The sequence below is a fragment of the Streptomyces sp. CAI-85 genome (assembly GCF_013363615.1).
Classification (GTDB): Bacteria; Actinomycetota; Actinomycetes; order Streptomycetales; family Streptomycetaceae; genus Streptomyces; species Streptomyces antibioticus_B.
On record NZ_JAANNX010000016.1, the window covers coordinates 40,113 to 59,667 of the forward strand.

Genomic DNA, 19,555 nt, shown 5'->3' on the forward strand with positions numbered 1-19,555 from the left:
CGGTCACTGCGCCGCGTGCGTGACGAAGTCCGCCCAGGCGGTGGGGGAGAGGGTGAGCTGAGGGCCGGACTTGTCCTTGGAGTCACGGACGTGGATGTGAGCGGGCAGTGCGGCGACCTCGACGCAGTCGTCTCCAGAGCCGCTGCTGTAACTCGACTTGTACCAGTCGAGCGCAACCTCCACACAGTCGCCGGAACCACTGCTGCTGTAGCTGGACTTGTACCAGTTGAGTGCCACCTCGACGCAGTCTCCGTCGCCGCTGCTGCTGTAGCTGCTCTTGAACCAGGCCAGTTCGGAGCTGTTCATAGGTCTCCTCGCATCCGTTGCAACAGGCCCACGGAGTCCTCGCTTGAGAGAGCCTGTGAACGCATACTTACATACCGCGCTTGCAGCACACTGATGGCTTTCGCGTCGGAGATGAGCTGCCCGCTTCCCGAGGCTTCCAAGTAGGCGAACCACTTGTGCTGAGGGGTCTCCAACAGCCGCATCGGTCCGTGCAGTCCGGAGTGTGACCACTTCACCAGCGGCATGATCTGGATGGCGATGTTGCGCAGCCTCCCCACCTCCAGGAGGTGGTCGATGGCCTCGCGCGTGACCCCCGGCCCGCCGGTCTGACGTAACAGCACGCTTTCCTCGATGACGAAGCTGAAGGCGGTGTTCGGCCGCTCCCGCAGCAACTTCTGGCGCTCGGCGCGCGCTGCCCAGGCGGTCTCGATCTCCTCGTCGGTCAGCGGCGGCAGTTCGTCGATGAAAAGCTGACGCGCGTACGCCTCCGTCTGCAACAGTCCCGGGACCATCCGGCACTCGTAGTTGTACATCGTGATCGCGGTCTGCTCCAGCCTCGCCCACCGTTGGAACCAGTCCGCCAGACCCGCCTGCCGCTCCACGAACCCGGCGGCCCGCCGCAACGCCCCCGTGTTGCCCAGGACCAGTTCCGCCGCCTCCACGAACTCCTCGTCCGGCATCCGGCGGCCCAACTCGACCGACGCCACCGTGTGTTTGGAGAAGCCCACGACGTCGCCGAGTTCCTCCCTGCTCAGCCCGTGATGTTCCCGCAGGCCCTGGACCACCGCCCCGAACGTCCGCAGACTGTCCGACGACTCCGGCTCACCGCTGACCGCCATGGTCACCTCCCGCCCCCCATGGTCACGACCCGTGACCGCCGGTGTCCAGTACGTCACCGTGTACGCTCGCGCAGCGTACGCGGCGGAGACCTGGTGAACGCCCCTTGACACCCGCCACATTGGCCGCATGACCGCACGATCCACCCCCCAACCCGCCGTCACCGTACGTGTGTTCTCCCAGCGCCTGAGCGCCACCCCGAGAGGGGCCAGGCTGGCCCGGCGGCTCGCGCTGACACAGCTAGACGCCTGGGGCATCCCGCACGGCACGGTCGTCTCGGACACGGTCGCCCTGCTCGTGGCGGAGCTGGCGGCGAACGCCGTGACCCATGGCCGGGTTCCCGGACGGGACTTCGAGCTGAGGCTGTCCCTCGTGCCGGGCAGTGTCCGGATCGAGGTGACGGACACGCACACCGGTGAGCGCCCGCCGGGACCCGGTGCCGTACGGCCGCCCGCGCCGCTGGCCGAGAACGGGCGGGGGATGGTCCTCGTGGACGCGCTGGCGGCCCGCTGGGAGGTGCTGGACCGGCAGCCGCCGCCGGGCAAGACGGTCCGCGCCGAGGTCGACGTACCGAACTGGCTGGCGCTGGTGAAGGCCACGCCGCTGTGGCCGCTCGGCCGAAGCGCCAGGCGGTAATTGCCTGTTCGGCGGGGCCTCGGGGTGTCTATGCTCCCCGGATGACCTTGGAATGGGAACAGGTAATCGTCCACTCGACGGACCCGGCGGCGCTGGGGCAGTGGTGGGCGGAGGCGCTCGGCTGGGTCGTCGTCCACACCTCCGACGACGAGTTCGAGATCCGCCCGGCGGCGGACCGGACGCCGGGCCTGGACTTCGTCCGGATCGACGAGGTCAAGAAGTCCAAGAGCCGGCTGCACCTCGACTTCCGGCCGGACGACCAGGAGGCGGAGGTGGCCCGGCTGCTGGCGCACGGGGCCCGGCGCGTCGACATCGGCCAGGGCGACCAGTCGTGGGTCGTCCTGGCCGATCCCGAGGGCAACGAGTTCTGCATCCTCGGCAGTCGACGGAAGTAGCGCCCGGTCAGCCGGTCTGGCCCATGCCCGCGGCGTTCGGCCAGCTCTGGGCCTGGGCCTGGGCGTTGGGCCAGCCGGTGGCCGCCGCCGGGGCGAGGCCGTTGGTGCCGCGGACCTGGGCGGCGGTGAGGCCGCCGCGGGCCGGGACACCGGGCGGTGTGGGGCCGGGCGCCGGAGCGGGGGCGGGGGCGGGCGGCATGGGGGCCATCGCCGGGGCCATCGCGGCCGGGCTCATGGCCGGTGCCATCGCGGGCGCCATGGCCGCCGGGGTCATCGCCGCCGCCGGTGCCATCGGCATCGGCATCGGGGCCGGGGCGGGGATCGGCGCCGGGGCGGGGGCCGGGGCCGGCATGGACTGCGGGAAGACCTGCGCCGCGGCGGGCAGCGGCATCCCGGCACCGTCGGACGGCGCCGGCATGGCGGCCGGGGCGGGGGCCGCGGCCTGGGCCTGCGCCTGTGCCTGGGCGGCCGCCATGGCGACGGCCTGGGAGGCGAGGTCGAGACCGGCCCCGTTGGTGGCCTCCACCAGCCGGTCCACGGCCGCCGTGCCCGAGCTGTAGCTGGTCCCGGTGCCCAGCTCGGGCACGGCGGCTCCCCTCCTGGTCCCGTAGAGCACCTGTTCCAGGCCGGACACCAGGCGACGCACGTCGACCTGGGGGCGCACCACGAGCCGCAGGAAGCGGCTGGAGGAACCGATCTTGTTGCCGCACTCGCGGACCAGGATCCGGTGCTCGGTGAGCAGCCGGTCGCGGACCACGGTCCCCTCGGCGCCGACGGGCAGCCGCACGAAGAGGAAGTTCCCCTGCGAGGGGTAGACGGTCAGGCCGGGCAGCGCGGAGAGCTGGCTGGCCATCTCCAGACGGTCCCGGCGCACCTGCATCAGGCTCTGCGCGTACTCGGGGCCGTGGTCCTTCAGCATGAACACCACGTGCTCGGCGAAGGAGTTGAGGTTCCACTTGGGCAGCATCGAGCGGACCCGCCCGGCCAGCGAGGGGTTCGCCACCAGATAGCCGAAGCGGATGCCGTGCAGGCCGAAGTTCTTGCCGAGGCTGCGCAGGACGACGACGTTCGGGCGGAGCATGGCCTCCTGGACCACGCTCGGCTCCTGCTCGGCGTCGGCGAACTCCAGGAACGACTCGTCGATGACGATCAGGTCCAGGTCCGCCATGGCGTCCATGAACTGCACCAGCGCGTGCTTGTGCAGGAAGCCGCCGTCGGGGTTGTTGGGGTTGCAGATGACCGCGACCCGCGTGCCCCGGGTGCGGATGAACTCGGCGTACTGGGCGAGGTCGAGGGCGAAGCCGCTGGACTCCTGGAGCGGGAACATGTCGACCCGCTTGCCGGTCTCCATGGGCTGGTCGGTCCAGCGGCCGAAGGTGGGGACGGGGACGGCGAGGGACTCACGGACCAGCAGATGGTCGATCCAGGTGATCAGCTCGGTGGAGCCGTTGCCCATCGCCACGGCCTGCGGCGGGAGTTGGAGCAGATTGCACAGCTCGGAGGTGATGGTGTCGGCGCTGCTCGGGTAGTACGTGATGATGTCGCGGAACCGGACCGACATCTCGTCGAACATCGCCGGGGTGGGGAAGTAGGGGTTGCAGGGGATGCAGAAGTCCACCGGGCCGGTTCCCTCGCCGCCTTCTCGTGTCAGCGCCGCCATCGACGGGCTGTGCGCCGCCGTGCTGCGGAACAACGAGGTGACGTTGTCGGCCATGGAACCTCCGTATGGGGCGGGCCCGGTGGGGACGTCCGGGCCCGTCGTCTTGGGGTGGCCCGCGCGGGGGAGCGCGGGCCACTTCTAGATACGGAGGGGTGCCTCACCCCGTTCAAGGGGTGTGAAAGAAATGTGTGCTCATCCCCGGGTGCCGAAGGTGTGAACCGTCGTCGTCCGGTATGTCTGACCTGGCCGAAGGGTGGTCGACGGGAAGGACGGCTGGTTCGGCGAGTCCGGGAAGTGCTGGGTCTCCAGGCACAGTCCGTCGCCCTGGCGGTAGGTGTGTCCGCCGGGGCCGACGAGGGTGCCGTCGAGGAAGTTGCCGGAGTAGAACTGGAGCCCCGGCTCGGTGGTGGCGATGCTCAGGGCGCGGCCCGAGGACGGGTCGCGCAGGGTGGCCACCGGGACCGGCTGGGCGGTGATCCCCTTGTCGAGGACCCAGTTGTGGTCGAAGCCCTTGCCGTACAGCAGTTGCGGGTGGGCGGTGCGGATGTCCCGGCCGACCGCCTTGGCCCGCCGGAAGTCGAAGGGGGTGCCCGCGACCCTCGCCAGCTCGCCGGTGGGGATCAGCCCCGAGTCGACGGGGGTGAAGCGGGCGGCGGCGACGGAGAGTTCGTGGTCGTGGATGGAACCGCTGCCCTCGCCGGCCAGGTTCCAGTAGACATGGCTGGTGAGGTTGACGACCGTGGTCTTCGTGGTCGTCGCCGCGTAGTCGATCCGCCAGTCGCCGTGCCGGGTGAGGGTGTAGGTCACCTTCACCTTGAGGGTGCCCGGGTAGCCCATCTCGCCGTCGACGCTCGTGTAGTACAGGTACAGGCCGACGTCGGAGCCCTTCACGAACGGCTCCACGTCCCAGACCCGCTTGTCGAAGCCCTGGGCGCCGCCGTGCAGGCTGTTCACCCCGTCGTTCACGTTGACCTGGTACGCGGTGCCGTCGAGGGTGAACCGCCCGGCGCCGATGCGGTTGCCGTAACGGCCGATCAGCGCGCCGAAGTACGGGGTCTTCGCGACGTACTCCTCCAGCGTGGCGAAGCCGAGGGAGACGTTGCGGTACCGGCCGTGGCGGTCCGGGATCTCCAGGGACTGCACGACGCCGCCCCAGGAGAGGACCTTCAGCCGGGTGCCGCCGTTGGCGAGCGACCACACGTGGACCTTGGTGCCGTCGGCGAGCGTGCCGAAGAGCCTGCGCGACGGGGCCCGGCCGGCGTTGCCGGTGGCGGCCTCGGCGGTGGAGCCCAGGGTGGTCGCGGCGAGACCTGCCGCCGCCGCTCCCGCGATGACCGTGCGTCTGTTCAGTTCCATGTGCGGCTCCCTCTGTGAAGAGTCAGGCCCCGCCTTGCGGGCGGGGCCTGAAGTCGACTTACGAACCGGACTTGCGCTTGTTCCACACGTCGAAGCCGACCGCGGCCAGCAGGGCCAGGCCCTTGATGACCTGTTGCCAGTCGGTGCCGACGCTGAGGAGGTTCATGCCGTTGTTCAGCACACCGAGGACCAGACCGCCGATGATCGCGCCGAGGACGGTTCCCACACCGCCGCTCATGGACGCGCCACCGATGAACGCCGAGGCGATCGCCTCCAGTTCGAAGCTCAGTCCCGCCTTCGGCGAGGCCGCGTTCAGACGGGCGGCGACGACCAGACCCGCCAGGGCCGCGAGCACGCCCATGTTGAGGAAGACGAGGAAGGTGACCTTCTTGTCCTTGACGCCGGACAGCTTGGCCGCCGGAAGATTGCCGCCGATCGCGTAGATGTGCCGGCCGAAGACGGCGTTGCGCATCACATAGCCGTAGCCGACCACCAGCACGCCCAGGATCAGCAGCACGATCGGCGCGCCCTTGTAGCTGGCGAGCAGCAGGGTCACGGTGAGCATCGCGGCGACGATCGCGACGAGCTTCAGCAGGAAGAGGTTGCGCGGCACCACGTCCAGCGCGAACTCCTGCTGCCGCCTGCGGTCGCGGACCTCCTGGAGGACGACGAAGACCACCAGGACGAGCCCGAGCAGCAGCGTGATGTTGTGGTAGTTCGTCTCCGGGCCCGCCTCCGGCAGGAAGCCGTTGCCCATCTTCTGGAGGCCGTCCGGGAACGGGCCGAGGGTCTGGCCCTCCAGCAGGATCTCCGTCAGACCGCGGAAGAGCAGCATGCCCGCGAGGGTGACGATGAACGACGGTATGCCGAGATAGGCGATCAGGAAGCCCTGCACCGAGCCGGCCACCGCGCCCACCAGCAGACACAGCAGCAGCGCGAGCGGCCACGGGATGTCGTGCTGGACCGTGAGCACCGCCGCGAAGGAGCCCACGAACGCCGTCAGCGACCCCACCGACAGATCGATGTGCCCGGCGATGATCACCAGCATCATGCCGATCGCGAGGATCAGGATGTAGCTGTTCTGGAGCACCAGGTTGGAGACGTTGCGCGGCAGCAGCAGGTCGCCGCCGGTCCACACCTGGAACAGGACCACGATCAGGCCGAGGGCGATCAGCATGCCGTACTGGCGCATGTTGCGGCGCAGGCCGTCCAGGACGAGCCGGAGCAGGTTGCCGGCGGCCGGTCCGCCGCTCTTGCCGGGCGGCGCGGCCGCCGGGCTCTTGTCCGTCACATCGGTGCTCATCGCGTTACCTCTTTGTCCTTCGTCATCTGACGCATCAGCACTTCCTGCGTGGCCTCGGCGCGCGGGAACTCGCCCGTGAGCCGTCCGGCGGCCATGGTGTAGATGCGGTCGCACATGCCGAGCAGTTCGGGCAGCTCGGAGGAGATGAAGACGACCGCCTTGCCCTGGGCGGCCAGCCGGTCGATGACCGTGTAGATCTCGAACTTGGCGCCGACGTCGATACCGCGCGTGGGCTCGTCCAGGATCAGCACATCGGGACCCGCGAAGATCCACTTGCTGAGGACGACCTTCTGCTGGTTGCCGCCGGACAGCTTGCCCACCGGCTCGAAGACGGTCGGCGCCTTGATGTTCATCGACGTGCGGTAGCCCTCGGAGACCTGCCGCTCCTGGTGCTCGTCCACGATCCCGCGCCGGGCCACCTTGCCCAGGGCGGTCAGGGAGATGTTGCGGTTGATGGTGTCGATGAGATTGAGGCCGTAGTGCTTGCGGTCCTCGGTGACGTACGCGATGCCGTGCCCGACGGCCTCCGCGACCGTCTTCGTACGGATCTCCCGGCCGTCCTTGAGGACGGTCCCGGCCGCGTGCCGGCCGTAGGTCCGCCCGAACACGCTCATCGCGAGTTCGGTGCGGCCGGCGCCCATCAGCCCGGCGATGCCGACGATCTCCCCGCGCCGGACATGCACCGACACGTCGTCCACGACCTTGCGCTGCTGGTCGAGCGGATGGTGCACGGTCCAGCCGCGGATCTCCAGCGCGGGGGCCGTGCCCTCCTCGGTCTCGTGCGGGGTGCGCTCGGGGAAGCGGTGGTCGAGGTCGCGGCCCACCATGCCGCTGATGATCCGGTCCTCGGTGGTCTCCGGTGCCTTCACGTCGAGCGTCTCGATCGACCGGCCGTCCCGCAGGATCGTCACCGAGTCGGCGACCTTGCGGATCTCGTTGAGCTTGTGGGAGATGATGATCGAGGTGATGCCCTGCTTCTTCAACTCCAGGATGAGATGCAGGAGTTTGTCGCTGTCCTCGTCGTTCAGGGCCGCCGTCGGCTCGTCCAGGATGAGGAGCTTCACCTTCTTCGACAGCGCCTTGGCGATCTCCACGAGCTGCTGCTTGCCCACGCCGATGTCGGCGACGCGGGTCTCCGGGTGGTCGTCCAGACCCACCCGGCGCAGCAGTTCGGTGGCGTGCCGCAGGGTCTCGCGCCAGTTGATGAACCCGCCCCTGGCGTGTTCGTTGCCGAGGAAGATGTTCTCCGCCAGCGACAGGAACGGCGACAGCGCCAGCTCCTGATGGATGATCACAATGCCGCGCTGCTCGCTCGCCCGGATGTCCTTGAAGGCGCAGACCTCGCCCTCGAAGAGGATCTCGCCTTCGTAACTGCCGTGCGGATGGACGCCGGAGAGCACCTTCATCAAGGTGGACTTTCCGGCGCCGTTCTCACCGCAGATGGCGTGGACCTCGCCCTGACGCACGGTCAGCGTGACGTCCGACAGCGCCTTGACGCCGGGAAAGGTCTTGACGATCGAGCGCATTTCCAGGACGGGTCCCGCCATGGTCGTGCCTTCCAATCCGTAGGGAACGAGGCTTACTTCAGCTCGTCCGCGGTGTAGTAGCCGCCGTCGACCAGGACCTTCTGGTAGTTGGTCCTGTCGACGCTCACGGGCTCCAGCAGATAGGCGGGCACGACCTTCGAGCCGTTGTCGTAGGTCTTGGTGTCGTTGGTCTCCGGCTTCTTGCCGTCCAGGGCCGCGGCGACCATGTTCGAGGCGACCTTGGCCAGTTCGCGGGTGTCCTTGTAGACGGTCATCGTCTGCTCGTCCGCGATGATCGACTTCACCGAGGCCAGCTCGGCGTCCTGGCCGGTGAGCACCGGCAGCGGCTTGCTCTTGGAGCCGTAGTCGTCCGACTTCAGGGCGGACAGGATGCCGATGGAGATGCCGTCGTACGGCGAGAGGACCGCGTCGACGCGCTTGCTGGAGTACGACTTGGTGAGGATGTCGTCCATGCGCTTCTGCGCGGTGGCGCCGTCCCAGCGCAGGGTCGTCACCTGGGTGAGGCCGGTCTGCCCGGACTGCACGACGAGCTTCTTGCTGTCGATGTACGGCTGGAGCACGCTCATCGCGCCGTTGAAGAAGTACTTGGTGTTGTTGTCGTCGTTGGAGCCGGCGAACAGCTCGATGTTGAAGGGGCCCTTGCCGTCCGCCAGGCCCAGCTTCTCGACGATGTAGTTGGCCTGGAGCTCGCCGACCTTGGTGTTGTCGAAGGAGGCGTAGTAGTCGACGTTCTCCGTGCCGAGGATGAGACGGTCGTAGGCGATGACCGGGATGTCGGCGTCGGCGGCCTGCTGGAGCACGTTGTTGAGCGACTTGTTGTCGATGGCGGCGACGATCAGCGCCTTGACGCCCTGGGTGATCAGGTTCTCGATCTGCGCGACCTGCTGGTCGGGGTCGTCCTCGCCGAAGACCAGCTTGGTCTTGTAGCCCTTGGACTTCAGGTCCTTCACGACGTTGTCGCCGTCGGCGATCCAGCGCTCGGAGGACTTGGTCGGCATCGCGATGCCGATGGTCCCTCCCTCGTTGCTGCCCTTGTTCTCCTCGCTGCCGCCCTCGCCGCTCTGGCCGCAGGCGGACAGGGTCAGGGCGAGGGAGGCGGCGGTGGCGATCGCGGCGAGTGCGGCTCTGCGGTTACGCATGATCATCATCCTTGATGTGCGAGGGGACGGCCGGAGAAGAGTTGTGTGGGATTCTGCGCGCCTGTGTCGGCTTCTGTGAAGCCAGGTGTCCAGAACGTTATGACCCGATGTCGAATCTGTTCAGTTCGCCGGGCAGACGTGAACCGAGCGGTGCCATACCGCCGTTCGCGCCATGACGCGCGAGCAGATCGAGGGCGAGCCGGCCGCGCCGCACCCGCTCCCGGGCGGTCGTCAGCGCCAGCTCCCGGAGGTGATGTCCGTAGGGATAGAGGCCGGGGGCCTTGGAGAGGCCGAACTTGAGATACAGCGGTGCGCCGCGCCGGATCAGCTCGGCGACCTCGTACATCCGGACGTACCCGCCGAGATCGTCGGGGGCCTCGATGTACATGTCCATGGGGGCGCCGGACGCCCGGCGGATCTCGGTGACATGAGCCAGCGTCAGATCGCTGGGCACGTTGACCGAATCGGCGCCGAGCCGCTCGTACACCGCGTACGAGGCCGGGTTCACGGGCCCGATGAGCGCGGACACCTTGAGCGTCGTGTCGGCGGGGATGATGCCGGCGTGCCGCGCCCGGTGCAGCGTCCACAGCACGCCCTCGTCGGCGACGAGCAGGCACTTGACGCCCAACTCCGTTGCGCGTACGGCGTCTTCGACACACCCGGCGACCGCGTCGTGCCCCCGGGCGCGCAGTCCGCCGCCCCGTGAGTCGGTCCGGGTGGAGCCGCCGATGTCCCAGGTGCCGCGCGGGCCGGTGAACAGGCACAGCTCGATGTCCCGTTCGGCGGTCGCCTCGACCATCTCCGTGATCTCGGCGTCGGTCAGCATCCACACCCCGCTGCCCTGGCTGATCCGGTGGATCGGCACGTCCAGCCGCGACGCCTCCTTGAGGATCACGGCCAGCGCCTCGGGCCCCTCGCAGGACGGGACCTCGGTACGCCAGCTCCCACCGCCCGGAAAGGAATGGGCGGAGGCGTCGGCGGGATCGAGAGCGGGCGCCCCCAGGCCGAGCGAGGTGAGGGCCTGCTCTCCGGGCCTGCGGGCTGCCGTGGCGGAAGCGTCGGTCGTCACAGGGCTGTCCTTCGCGATCGATACGTTCGGTATTTCGGACGTGGTTCGGATCTGGGGGTGTGGCTTGAGCTGTGCGGGTCACTCCGCCGGGGGCGGGGCTGGGGTGCGGCGGTCGGGGCGGGGCTTCGGCGGTTCGGGGTGTGTGGGCTTTCGGCGGGGCGGGCGGGGCGGGGCTTGGCTTGGGGTGCGGGCGTCGGCTGGGCGGAGTGTGGGGCGCGGGGCTCGGGCTGTGCGGGGCGCGGGGGTGAAGTGCGGGGGCTTGGGCTGCGCGGAGTGCAGGCCGTGCGCGGCTTGGCGGGCGGGGCTCGGTTCGTGCCGGGCCGGGGTGTCGGCGGCTCGGGGTGTGAGGGGGCTCCGTTCACGCGGGGCTGGGGTCGTGCGCCGCTCGGGGTGTGCGGGCCTCGGGCCGGGGTGCGCGTCTTGGGCTGGGCGTGTGCGGGGTGCGGTTCGTGTCGGGTTGGGGTTGTGGGCGGCTCGGGCTGGACGGCTGGGCGGCTGGGCGTGAGCCAGGCGGTTGTGTCGGGCTGCGGGCTGCGGGCTGCGGGGCGGCGATTCGGCGGGACGGGGCTCGGAGCGTGTGCGTTCGGGGCGTATACGAGGCTCGGGGTGAGATGTACGCCGGTACGGGGGCCGTCAGGAGCCTCCGTGCCGGCGTACGTTCGGGGGCTACGGGCGGAGCAGGATCTTGCCGACCTTCGGGTCGCCGGAGCCCATCAGGTCGATGGCCGTCGCGAAATCGGACAGGGGCAGCTCGTGCGTCACCAGGGGGAGCGGGTCCAGCAGCCCGGCCCCGAACACCCGCACCGTGTGCGACCAGGCGTCCGGCGGCGCGCCGAAGACGGTGTGCACCTCCACCTGCCGTACCACCAGGTCCGTCGGGTCGAGCCCGTCCGCCCCCGGCGCCGGGATCCCGGTCAGCACCAGCCGGCCCCCGCGCCGCAGCAGACCGGCGGCGGTGCGCGCGGCGGACGCCGAACCCGCCGTCTCGATCACCACGTCGAAGCCGTCGGGCAGCTCCTGGTCCCGGGTACGGAAATCGGTCGCCCCGAACTGCCGGGCCAGCGCCTCCCGGTCACCCCGCGTGCCCACCACCAGCAGCTCGGCGGGGGAGCCGGCCCGCAGGAACTGCACCGCGAACATCCCCAGCGTGCCGGTGCCGACCACCGCCACCCGCTCACCCGGCAGCGCCCGCGCCTTGACCGCCGCGGCCGCGATGCACGCCGCCGGCTCCAGCAGCGCGGCCGCGGTCAAGTCGGCCGTATCGGGCAGCACATGCAGCAGCCGGGCCGGCAGGGTGAGCGTGGCGGCCATCGCCCCCGGCTGGGTGAAGCCCGTCTCCTCGTACCCGTGCGCGCACAGCGTGGTCTCGCCCGCGTGACACCGGTCGCAGACCTGGCAGTTGCGGAACCCCTCGCCGACGACCTTGCGTCCGGCCAGCGAGTCGGGCACCCCGGCACCGACCGCCGCCACCGTCCCGGACCACTCATGGCCCGGGGTCAGCGGGTAACGGACGTACCCCTCGGGCCGGTTGCCCTGGTACACCTCGCGGTCGCTGCCGCAGATGCCGACCGCGTGCACCCGCACCAGCGCCTCGCCGGGACCGGGCTCGCGGGGCGTGTGCGCGACCAGCCGGTGCGTGCCCGGCGCCTCGACGACGACGGCCGTACTCACCGCGTGCCCTTCGGCTTGCGCTGCTCCCAGCCCTCGGCCCACAGGTCGAACCGGGCCTGCTGCTGCGGGAATTCGGCGGCCGCGTCCACGTCCAGCTCGACGCCGAGACCGGGCGCGTCGGAGAGGTGGAAGTAGCCGTCGATCACCTCGGGCGCACCCTTGACGACCTTCTTGATCTCCGCGTCGGCGAAATCGTTGAAGTGCTCAAGGATCTTGAAGTTGGGGGAGGTGAAGCCGACTTGGAGGGAGGCGGCGGTGAGTACAGGCCCGCCCACGTTGTGCGGAGCGACGAGCACGTAGTGCGCCTCGGCGGTCGCGGCGAGCTTACGGGTCTCCCAGATGCCGCCGATATGGCCGACGTCCGGCTGGATGATGTCGACGGCCTGGCTCTCGAACAGCTCGCGGAACTCGATGCGATCGTGAATGCGCTCACCCGTGGCGACCGGGATGTCCACCTTGGCGGCCACCTTCTCCAGCGCCTTGAGGTTCTCCGGCGGGCAGGGCTCCTCCAGCCAGGCCGGCTCGAACGGCGCCAGCTCCCGGGCCAGCCGGACGGCGGTGGCGGGGGAGAAGCGGCCGTGCATCTCCAGCATCAGCTCGGCGTCCGGGCCGATCGCGTCCCGGACGGCCTCGATGAGGGAGACGGCGTACCGGGTGCCCGCGTGGTCCAGCTCGAAGTGGCCGGTGCCGAAGGGGTCGATCTTCAGCGCCTTGTATCCGCGCGCCACGACCTCCTGGGCGGCCTTGTGGTACGCCTCGGGGGTCCGCTCGGTCGTGTACCAGCCGTTGGCGTACGCCTTGACCTTGTCCGTCACCCTGCCGCCGAGCAACTGCCACACCGGTACGCCGAGGGCCTTGCCCTTGATGTCCCAGCAGGCCATTTCGACGACCGCGATGCCGGACATCACGATCTCGCCGGCGCGGCCGTAGTCGCCGTACTTCATCCGCCGGGTGAGGTCCTCGACGGCGAACGGGTCGGAGCCGAGGATGTGGTTGGCCTCGGCCTCCTTGAGGTATCCGATCAGGGCGTCGGTGTGGCCCAGCATCCGGGTCTCGCCGACCCCCGTGAGGCCCTCGTCGGTGTGCACCAGGACGTAGGTCAGATTGCGCCATGGCGTTCCGACCACGTGCGTGCTGATTCCGGTGATGCGCACGGAAGTTACCCTTCGGCTGTTCGAGATTTCGTCACTCGTTCGAAATGTTGGCGTGACAGTAAGGACGGGGTGAGCGGGGTGTCAATGGGCTGGACGGATAACGGTTTCGACAGTTTCGCTCAGGTGTTTCGGGTTTAGATCATCTGTTCCTACACAACCTTCACAGCCGCCTCTAGGAACGTGACCTTCCGGGAACCTACTCTTCCCGGGTCATGGACTACTGCCTCCCGTGCCGACGGCACCTCAACGGCGCCCTCGCCTGCCCGGGGTGCGGCGCGCCCGCGCCACAACCGGACACGTACGCACAGCAACCGCTTGCGCGGGAGCGGCGCGTGGAGGCGGGGGGCGGGGGCGACTCGGGTGTCCCGGAGGGCTCGGGTGGCTCGAAGGACTCGGGCGACGCGGGTGACGCGGAGGGCGCGGACAGCTCGGGTGACTCGGGTGACTCTGGTGAGGGACCTCAGGGACGGGCGGCGGCCCGCCGTCGCGGCGGCAAGCGCGCCGTCGGCCCCGCCGGTGCGGACGCGGGTGCGGAGACGAGCCGTCGCGATCGCAAGGCGGCGGCCCACCGCAGGCGTCGCAGGCGCACCGTGCTGATCACCGCCGGTTTCGTCCTGGCGGCGGGCGGGCTGAGCCTCGCCGAGCTGGGCATCGACGCGCCGGGCTTCTCCTCGCCGAACCCCGCGGTGGCCGGCGGTGAGTCGTCGGAGGTGGAGGACTCGACCCCGGAGCCGAGCACGACGGCGCTGCCGCTGGACGACCGGGAGGACACGGCCACGTCCTCGCCGTCCCCGGACGCGTCGGCCTCCCCGTCGGAGTCGGAGTCCCCGAAGGCGGAGGACGAGGAGAGCGAGTCCCCGGCCCCGGACCCCCAGTCGGCCTCGGCCCCCGCCGTGACCCCGGCCCCCTCCGCCCCGGCGGACCCGGCCTCCACCCCGCCGGCCGACCCGCCCCCGTCCTCCCAGCCCCCGAAGCCGTCACCTTCGGAAACCTGCAACCGCTTCCTGTGGTGGTGCACGTAGACATGGCGATGCTCGCCCTCATCGGAGTCCTGGCCCTCGTGATCGCCGGCTGCGCCTGCGTCTGGTGGACCTCCCGCGCCGACGACGCCCCGCGCTGGGCCCGCGCGGTCTCGGCCGCGACCCTGGCCCTGGCGGACCTGCTCTCGACACCGTCCCGCAGATCCCGCCGCGGCGGCTCGGACGACGACTGACGGGCCCGCGTCGCGGCGGCTCAGGCGATGACCGACGGGCCCGCGCCTCGTAGGTTCAGGCGACGACTGACGGACCCGCGCCTCGGAGGCTCGGGCGGCGACCGACGGGCCCGCGCCTCGGCGGCTCGGGCGACGGCCGACGGGTCCCGCCCCGCGCGGCGCCCGGCGCCCGGCGGGAATCAGTGCCCGCCCGCCCTACTCCGCCGCCGCCCCCAACATCCTCTCCAGTAGCCCCCGCAGCACCCGCCGCTCCTCCTCCGCCAGCCCCGCCAGGGGTTCGCGGGCGAAGCGGAGGGAGGTGCGGAGGGACTTGGCGACCCGGCGGCCCTCCTCCGTCGTCGCGGCCAGCTTGACGCGGCGGTCGGCCGGGTCGGGGCGGCGTTCGACCAGACCGCGGGACTCCAGGCGGTCGACGATTCCGGTGACGTTGGACGGCTCGCACTTCAGCTTGCGGGCGAGCTTGCGCATGGGGAGCGGCTCCAGCGAGAGCAGGCTCAGCAGGCGGGCCTGCGCGCCGGTGAGCGCGTGGTCCGCGGCCGCCTCCTCGTAGTCCGCGTAGAAACGGGCCACGACCTCGCCGATCAGCTCGACGACCTCCAGGGTCAGGGGGTCCGGGGGCGGGGTCCGGGGTGTGAGGGCGGTCATGGTCAGAGGGTACCCCGTTTACTTGACATGCTGAAATATTCAGGCGCATGGTTGTTTCAGGTAGTGAAACATTCTGTGTCCGTCTCGAAAGGCGCCCCCCATGACCGACTCCACCGGCTCCGCCCTCCCCGTCACCGGCCGCGAATGGCGTCTGCTCAGCCGTCCCGTCGGCTGGCCGAAGGCCGAGGACTTCGAGCTGGCGGAGGCCCCGGTCCGGCAGCCCGGCCCCGGTGAGGTGCTGGTCCGCAACGCGTACGTCTCCGTCGACCCGTACATGCGCGGCCGTATGAGCGCCGCGAAGTCGTACGTCGCCCCCTTCGAGCTGGGCAAGGCCATGCAGGGCGGTGCCGTGGGCGAGGTGATCGCCTCCGCCGCCGAGGGCGTCGCGGTCGGCGATCACGTGCTGCACTTCGGTGGCTGGCGCGAGTACGCCACCTTCGACGCCCGCCAGGCCGTCAAGGTCGACCCCGCCGCCGCGCCGCTCTCCGCCTACCTCGGCGTCCTCGGCATGACCGGCCTCACCGCCTACGCCGGTCTGCTGCGCACCGCCGCCTTCAAGGAGGGCGACGCGGTCTTCGTGTCCGGCGCGGCGGGCGCGGTCGGCAGCCAGGTCGGCCAGATCGCCCGCCTCAAGGGCGCGTCGCGGGTCATCGGCTCGGCGGGCTCCGACGACAAGGTCAAGCTGCTCGTGGAGGAGTACGGCTTCGACGCGGCGTTCAACTACAAGAACGGCCCGGTCGCCGAGCAGCTCCGCGCGGCCGCCCCGGACGGCGTCGACGTGTACTTCGACAACGTCGGCGGCGACCACCTGGAGGCCGCGATCGGCTCCCTCAACGAGGGCGGCCGGATCGCCGTCTGCGGCATGATCTCCGTCTACAACAACACCGAGGCCACCCCCGGCCCGAAGAACCTCGCCCGCCTGATCCAGACCCGCGGCCGCATCGAGGGCTTCCTCGTCAACGACCACCAGGACCTCCAGCCGGAGTTCGTCCGAGAGGTCGGCGCCTGGCTCCGCGCGGGCGAACTGAAGCACCGCGAGACGGTGGTCGAGGGCATCGAGAACAACCTGGAAGCCTTCCTCGGCGTCCTGCGAGGCGACAACACGGGCAAGATGATCGTCAAGCTCTGACGCCAGCCTCCTGCCGCCGCGGCCCCCGACCGGATCCCCCGGCCGGGGGCCGCGCCCGCATCGCCCCCCCCGGGCCCGGGCCACGCGGCGCCCTCCCCGCGCCGGATGGCTCGGCGCCCCCGGGCGGGACCTTCGGCTACGCCTCCAGGCGCGGTCACCCGGTTGCGCCCCCTGGGCCCGGTCACCTGGCGACGCCCCCGACCGCATCGCTCGGCGGCACCTCCGGGCTAGGTCACCCGGCGGTGATCCGAGCCGGGTCACCCAGGGGCGCCCTCGGGGCGAATCGCTCGGCGCTGCTCGCCCCGGGGCCGGATCGCTGGACGACGCCTCCCGCCCTCTCACCCGGCGGTGCCTCCTGGCGGGAGCTCCTGGAGGCACCACCCCCAGGTGGAATCACTCGACGGTGCCCCGGGGCCGGATCACCTGGCGGCGCCCGCCGGGCTGGGTCTCGCGGCGGCGCCCCGGAGCGGGATCGTTCGGCGGCCCCCAGGCCGGATCACGTGGCGGTGCCCCCGACCGCATCACTCGACGGCGCCCCCCGGGCCACGCGGCGCCCGCAGGGCCGGATAGCTCGGCGCCCCCGGGCGGGACCGTTCGGCTGCCCCCCCCCGGGTCCGGCCACCTGGCGGTGCCCCTCCCGGGCCGCGTCGACCGGCGGTGCCCCCGGGCCGTACCACGCGGCCCCGGGCCGTACCACGCGGCGTCCGCCGGGCCGAGATGCCCAGCCGCCCCCGGCGTGATCACCCCGCCGCGAGCGCCGCCCGGTGTACCGCCGCCGCCAGACGCCCGTTCTCCGGTGCCGCGCCGCCCGGGAAGGCGAAGCGGCGGCGGGTGTAGCCGTACGCCAGGCCGCTGCGCGGGTCCGCGAACGCCTGGGAGCCGGCTGCGCCGCTGTGGCCGAAGGTGCCGGTGCCGAGGAACGGGTGCCAGGTGTCCGCCGTCGCCTGGAAGCCCAGGCCGTACGACTTGTGGGCCCGTGCCACCAGGTCGTAGCCGACGGAGTGGACCTGGCCGAACTCCGCCGCCGTGTCCTCCTTCAGCAGCGGTGCCTTGCCGCCGACCTCGCTGATCGCCGCCGCGTACAGGCCGGCCAGGCCGCGTGCCGAGGCGACGCCGCCCACCGAGGCCGGGCCCCGGCTCCGCACCAGCGGATCGTTCGGCAGGAGTTCCAGGTCGGTCGGCTCGGCGGCGTGCCGGTTGAAGGCGATCGAGGCCAGGGTGTGCGGCCCGCCCGGCAGGGAGTCGAGGAGCGCCCGCTGCTCGGCCGTCGGCGCCATCGGCTGCGCGCTGCGGAACCGCGGCTCGTGCGCCGACGGCAGCCCCAGGAAGAAGTCCAGCCCGTACGGCGCGCGCACCCGCTCCGCGTACACCTCCTGGAGCGTGCGGCCCGTCGCCCGCCGCACCACCTCACCCGTGAGCGCGCCGATGACCAGGGCGTGGTAGCCGAAGGCCGTACCGGGACGCCAGAACGGCCGCTGGTCGGCGAGGCGTTCGGCGATCTGACGGTCGTCCGCCAGCTCCCGCGGCGAGAAGCCGGTGTCCGTGCCGACCACCCCCGCCCGGTGCGCCAGCAGATCGCGCAGGGTGAGCTGCCCCTTGCCCTCGGAGGCGAACTCCGGCCAGTAGTAGGTGACTTTGCGGTCCAGCTCCAGCGTGCCGTCCTGCACCAGCAGCGCCACCACCAGATGGGCCGCGCCCTTGGTCGACGAGAACACCCCGTACAGGGCATCGGGTCCCGCCCCGCCGGCCCACAGGTCGACGACCCGTCTGCCGTGCACGTACGCCGTCAACTGCCCCTCGTAGTCCGGCAGTTCCCCGGCGACGAACGAGGCGAACTCCTCCCGTACCGCCTCGAAGCCGTCGGCCACGGTGCCGTGGATCTCCTGCGTGTCCGCCATCCCAGTCATCCGCTCTCCTCAGCCGGCCTTCCACAGACCGGTACGGCGAGGTGTACCCGTTCGACTCAACTGTGACAGCGGGGTGTCGGTGTCACCGATACCCCGGACGGCCTAGAGGCCCTTGTCCCGGCCTCGGGCTAGAGTTCGGCCATGCGAGATCTTGGGGTGGGGTTCCGGTACCTCCTGAAGGGCCAGCGCTGGGTGGCCCGGCACGGCAAGCAGTACGGATTCGGGCTGCTTCCCGGCCTGATCACACTCGTCCTCTACATCGCCGCGCTCGTCGCGCTCGCGGTGTGGGGCGCGGACTTCGTCGGCTGGGCGACGCCCTTCGCCGACGACTGGTCCAGCCCCTGGCAGGGCCTGTTCCGAGGCTTCCTCACCGCCGTGCTGTTCGCCCTCGGCCTGCTGCTGTCCGTCCTCACCTTCACCGCCGTCACCCTGCTGATCGGCCAGCCCTTCTACGAGAGCCTCTCGGAGAAGGTCGACCGGGACGTGTCCCCCGACGGCACCGCACCGCAGTCCACCCTGCCCCTCTGGCAGGAACTGTGGATCTCCGCCCGCGACAGCCTGCGCATCCTGGCCCGCGCCCTGGTCTGGGGCCTGCTGCTGTTCGCCTGCGGATTCATCCCGCTCGTCGGACAGACGGTCGTCCCCGTGATCGGGTTCTTCGTCACCGGCTTCTTCCTCACCGAGGAACTGACCTCCGTCGCCCTCCAGCGCCGCGGCGTCGACCTGCGCGCCCGCCTCGCCCTGCTGCGCACCCGCAAGACCCTGGTGTGGGGCTTCGGCACCCCGCTGGCCGTGTCCTTCCTGGTGCCCTTCGTCGCCGTGTTCCTGATGCCGGGCGCGGTCGCCGGCGCCACCCTCATGGCCCGCGAACTGCGCGGCGAGGAGATCCAGGAGGACGGCGAGAACGACGGGGACGACGACGCGAACGGCGGGAACGGCGGCGGCGACTCCGAGGAGATCACCGCGTGACCGAGATCCTCGCCGTCGCCGTCATCACCGTCCTGGCCGTCGTCGCCCCCGGCGCCGACTTCGCGATGATCGTCCGCAACAGCTACCTCTTCGGCCGCCGCACCGGACTGCTCGCCGCCACCGGCGTCGCCGCCGGCGTCCTCGTGCACGTCACCTACACCATGCTCGGCGTGGGCCTGCTGATCGCGTCGTCCACCGTCCTGTTCACGGTCATCAAGGTCATCGGCGCGGCCTACCTGATCTACATCGGCGTCCGCACCTTCCGCACCAAGGGCGACGTCGAGATCGACCTCACCGCCGGCACCGAAATCACGCCGTTCGCCGCGCTGCGCGCCGGGTTCCTCACCAACGTCCTCAACCCGAAGACCACGCTCTTCGTCGTCTCCACGTTCTCCCAGGTCGTCAGCCCCGGCACACCCGTCGCCCAGCAGATGGGCTACGGCCTGTTCATGGCGCTGGCGCATCTGCTCTGGTTCGGCGTCGTCGCCGTGTTCTTCTCGCAGGAGCGGATGCGCACCCTGATGCTGCGCGCCCAGAAGGTCCTCAACAAGGTGATCGGCACGGTCCTCGCCGGCCTCGGCATCAGCCTCGCCTTCGCACCCGCCCACTGAGGACCCCGCCCACTGAGCACCCCGCCCTC

General features: G+C 70.8%; 19 protein-coding genes. 7 read left to right on the top strand and 12 right to left on the bottom strand.

Annotated features, from left to right (window positions below):
- Nucleotides 1–3: 3 nt before the first annotated feature.
- Both G6W55_RS19605 and G6W55_RS19610 read right to left on the bottom strand, forming a co-directional pair.
- Entirely contained in the window at nt 4–306 is a 303-nt protein-coding gene (locus tag G6W55_RS19605; RefSeq protein ID WP_175522146.1) for a DUF397 domain-containing protein, read from the bottom strand.
- A complete protein-coding gene (locus G6W55_RS19610) occupies nt 303–1,124 on the bottom strand; it encodes a helix-turn-helix transcriptional regulator (protein ID WP_175522147.1) in 822 nt (273 codons plus the stop codon). The genes G6W55_RS19605 and G6W55_RS19610 overlap by 4 nt, the downstream gene beginning before the upstream one ends.
- 127 nt (nt 1,125–1,251) lie before the next feature.
- On the opposite strand from G6W55_RS19610, the gene G6W55_RS19615 reads away from it, so the two are divergent.
- Nucleotides 1,252–1,758 (top strand): ATP-binding protein, encoded by a 507-nt coding sequence (locus G6W55_RS19615; protein WP_175522148.1) that lies wholly within the window; start codon nt 1,252–1,254, stop codon nt 1,756–1,758.
- Between the two features lie 41 nt (nt 1,759–1,799).
- Complete coding sequence (locus tag G6W55_RS19620; RefSeq protein WP_175522149.1) at nt 1,800–2,153, top strand: VOC family protein; 354 nt, start codon at nt 1,800–1,802, stop codon at nt 2,151–2,153.
- Between the two features lie 7 nt (nt 2,154–2,160).
- On the opposite strand, the gene G6W55_RS19625 is transcribed toward G6W55_RS19620, so the two are convergent.
- From G6W55_RS19625 to G6W55_RS19660, 8 genes are all read right to left on the bottom strand, one after another.
- Complete coding sequence (locus G6W55_RS19625; RefSeq protein WP_175522150.1) at nt 2,161–3,867, bottom strand: histidinol-phosphate transaminase; 1,707 nt, start codon at nt 3,865–3,867, stop codon at nt 2,161–2,163.
- Between the two features lie 138 nt (nt 3,868–4,005).
- Nucleotides 4,006–5,169, bottom strand: a complete 1,164-nt coding sequence (locus G6W55_RS19630; protein WP_175522151.1) for an aldose epimerase family protein — start codon at nt 5,167–5,169, stop codon at nt 4,006–4,008.
- 58 nt (nt 5,170–5,227) lie between these two features.
- Entirely contained in the window at nt 5,228–6,472 is a 1,245-nt protein-coding gene (gene mmsB, locus G6W55_RS19635) for a multiple monosaccharide ABC transporter permease (RefSeq protein ID WP_175522152.1), read from the bottom strand.
- Nucleotides 6,469–8,019 carry a multiple monosaccharide ABC transporter ATP-binding protein gene (mmsA, locus tag G6W55_RS19640; protein ID WP_175522153.1) on the bottom strand — a complete coding sequence of 517 codons (1,551 nt, stop codon included), beginning with the start codon at nt 8,017–8,019 and terminating at the stop codon, nt 6,469–6,471. The genes mmsB and mmsA overlap by 4 nt, the downstream gene beginning before the upstream one ends.
- A 32-nt stretch (nt 8,020–8,051) precedes the next feature.
- A complete protein-coding gene (chvE, locus tag G6W55_RS19645; protein WP_175522154.1) occupies nt 8,052–9,158 on the bottom strand; it encodes a multiple monosaccharide ABC transporter substrate-binding protein in 1,107 nt (368 codons plus the stop codon).
- A gap of 97 nt (nt 9,159–9,255) precedes the next feature.
- On the bottom strand, nt 9,256–10,227 hold the full coding sequence (locus G6W55_RS19650; protein WP_175522155.1) for a hypothetical protein: 972 nt from the start codon (nt 10,225–10,227) through the stop codon (nt 9,256–9,258).
- A 666-nt stretch (nt 10,228–10,893) separates the two neighbouring features.
- The gene (locus G6W55_RS19655; RefSeq protein ID WP_175522156.1) at nt 10,894–11,898 is read right to left on the bottom strand and encodes an alcohol dehydrogenase catalytic domain-containing protein; all 1,005 of its coding nucleotides are present in this window, start codon (nt 11,896–11,898) and stop codon (nt 10,894–10,896) included.
- A complete protein-coding gene (locus G6W55_RS19660; protein WP_175522157.1) occupies nt 11,895–13,052 on the bottom strand; it encodes a mandelate racemase/muconate lactonizing enzyme family protein in 1,158 nt (385 codons plus the stop codon). The genes G6W55_RS19655 and G6W55_RS19660 overlap by 4 nt, the downstream gene beginning before the upstream one ends.
- A gap of 332 nt (nt 13,053–13,384) precedes the next feature.
- Here G6W55_RS19660 and G6W55_RS19665 point away from each other — a divergent pair, with 332 nt between their 5' ends.
- Nucleotides 13,385–14,074: a hypothetical protein gene (locus G6W55_RS19665; RefSeq protein WP_309243760.1), complete on the top strand. Its 690-nt coding sequence runs from the start codon at nt 13,385–13,387 to the stop codon at nt 14,072–14,074.
- A 2-nt stretch (nt 14,075–14,076) separates the two neighbouring features.
- The gene (locus G6W55_RS19670) at nt 14,077–14,265 is read left to right on the top strand and encodes a hypothetical protein (RefSeq protein WP_078633362.1); all 189 of its coding nucleotides are present in this window, start codon (nt 14,077–14,079) and stop codon (nt 14,263–14,265) included.
- A gap of 195 nt (nt 14,266–14,460) precedes the next feature.
- On the opposite strand, the gene G6W55_RS19675 is transcribed toward G6W55_RS19670, so the two are convergent.
- On the bottom strand, nt 14,461–14,910 hold the full coding sequence (locus tag G6W55_RS19675; protein ID WP_078633361.1) for a MarR family winged helix-turn-helix transcriptional regulator: 450 nt from the start codon (nt 14,908–14,910) through the stop codon (nt 14,461–14,463).
- Nucleotides 14,911–15,010: 100 nt separating this feature from the next.
- Between G6W55_RS19675 and G6W55_RS19680 the strand changes: the two genes are divergently transcribed.
- On the top strand, nt 15,011–16,039 hold the full coding sequence (locus G6W55_RS19680; RefSeq protein WP_175522159.1) for an NADP-dependent oxidoreductase: 1,029 nt from the start codon (nt 15,011–15,013) through the stop codon (nt 16,037–16,039).
- Nucleotides 16,040–16,779: 740 nt separating this feature from the next.
- Here G6W55_RS19680 and G6W55_RS19685 read toward each other — a convergent pair.
- Nucleotides 16,780–17,946, bottom strand: coding sequence for a serine hydrolase domain-containing protein (locus G6W55_RS19685; RefSeq protein ID WP_254876343.1), 1,167 nt, complete (start codon nt 17,944–17,946; stop codon nt 16,780–16,782).
- A 141-nt stretch (nt 17,947–18,087) separates the two neighbouring features.
- On the opposite strand from G6W55_RS19685, the gene G6W55_RS19690 reads away from it, so the two are divergent.
- The gene (locus G6W55_RS19690; RefSeq protein ID WP_078633358.1) at nt 18,088–18,915 is read left to right on the top strand and encodes an EI24 domain-containing protein; all 828 of its coding nucleotides are present in this window, start codon (nt 18,088–18,090) and stop codon (nt 18,913–18,915) included.
- Nucleotides 18,912–19,526, top strand: a complete 615-nt coding sequence (locus G6W55_RS19695; RefSeq protein WP_175522160.1) for a LysE family transporter — start codon at nt 18,912–18,914, stop codon at nt 19,524–19,526. The genes G6W55_RS19690 and G6W55_RS19695 overlap by 4 nt, the downstream gene beginning before the upstream one ends.
- Nucleotides 19,527–19,555: the final 29 nt, after the last annotated feature.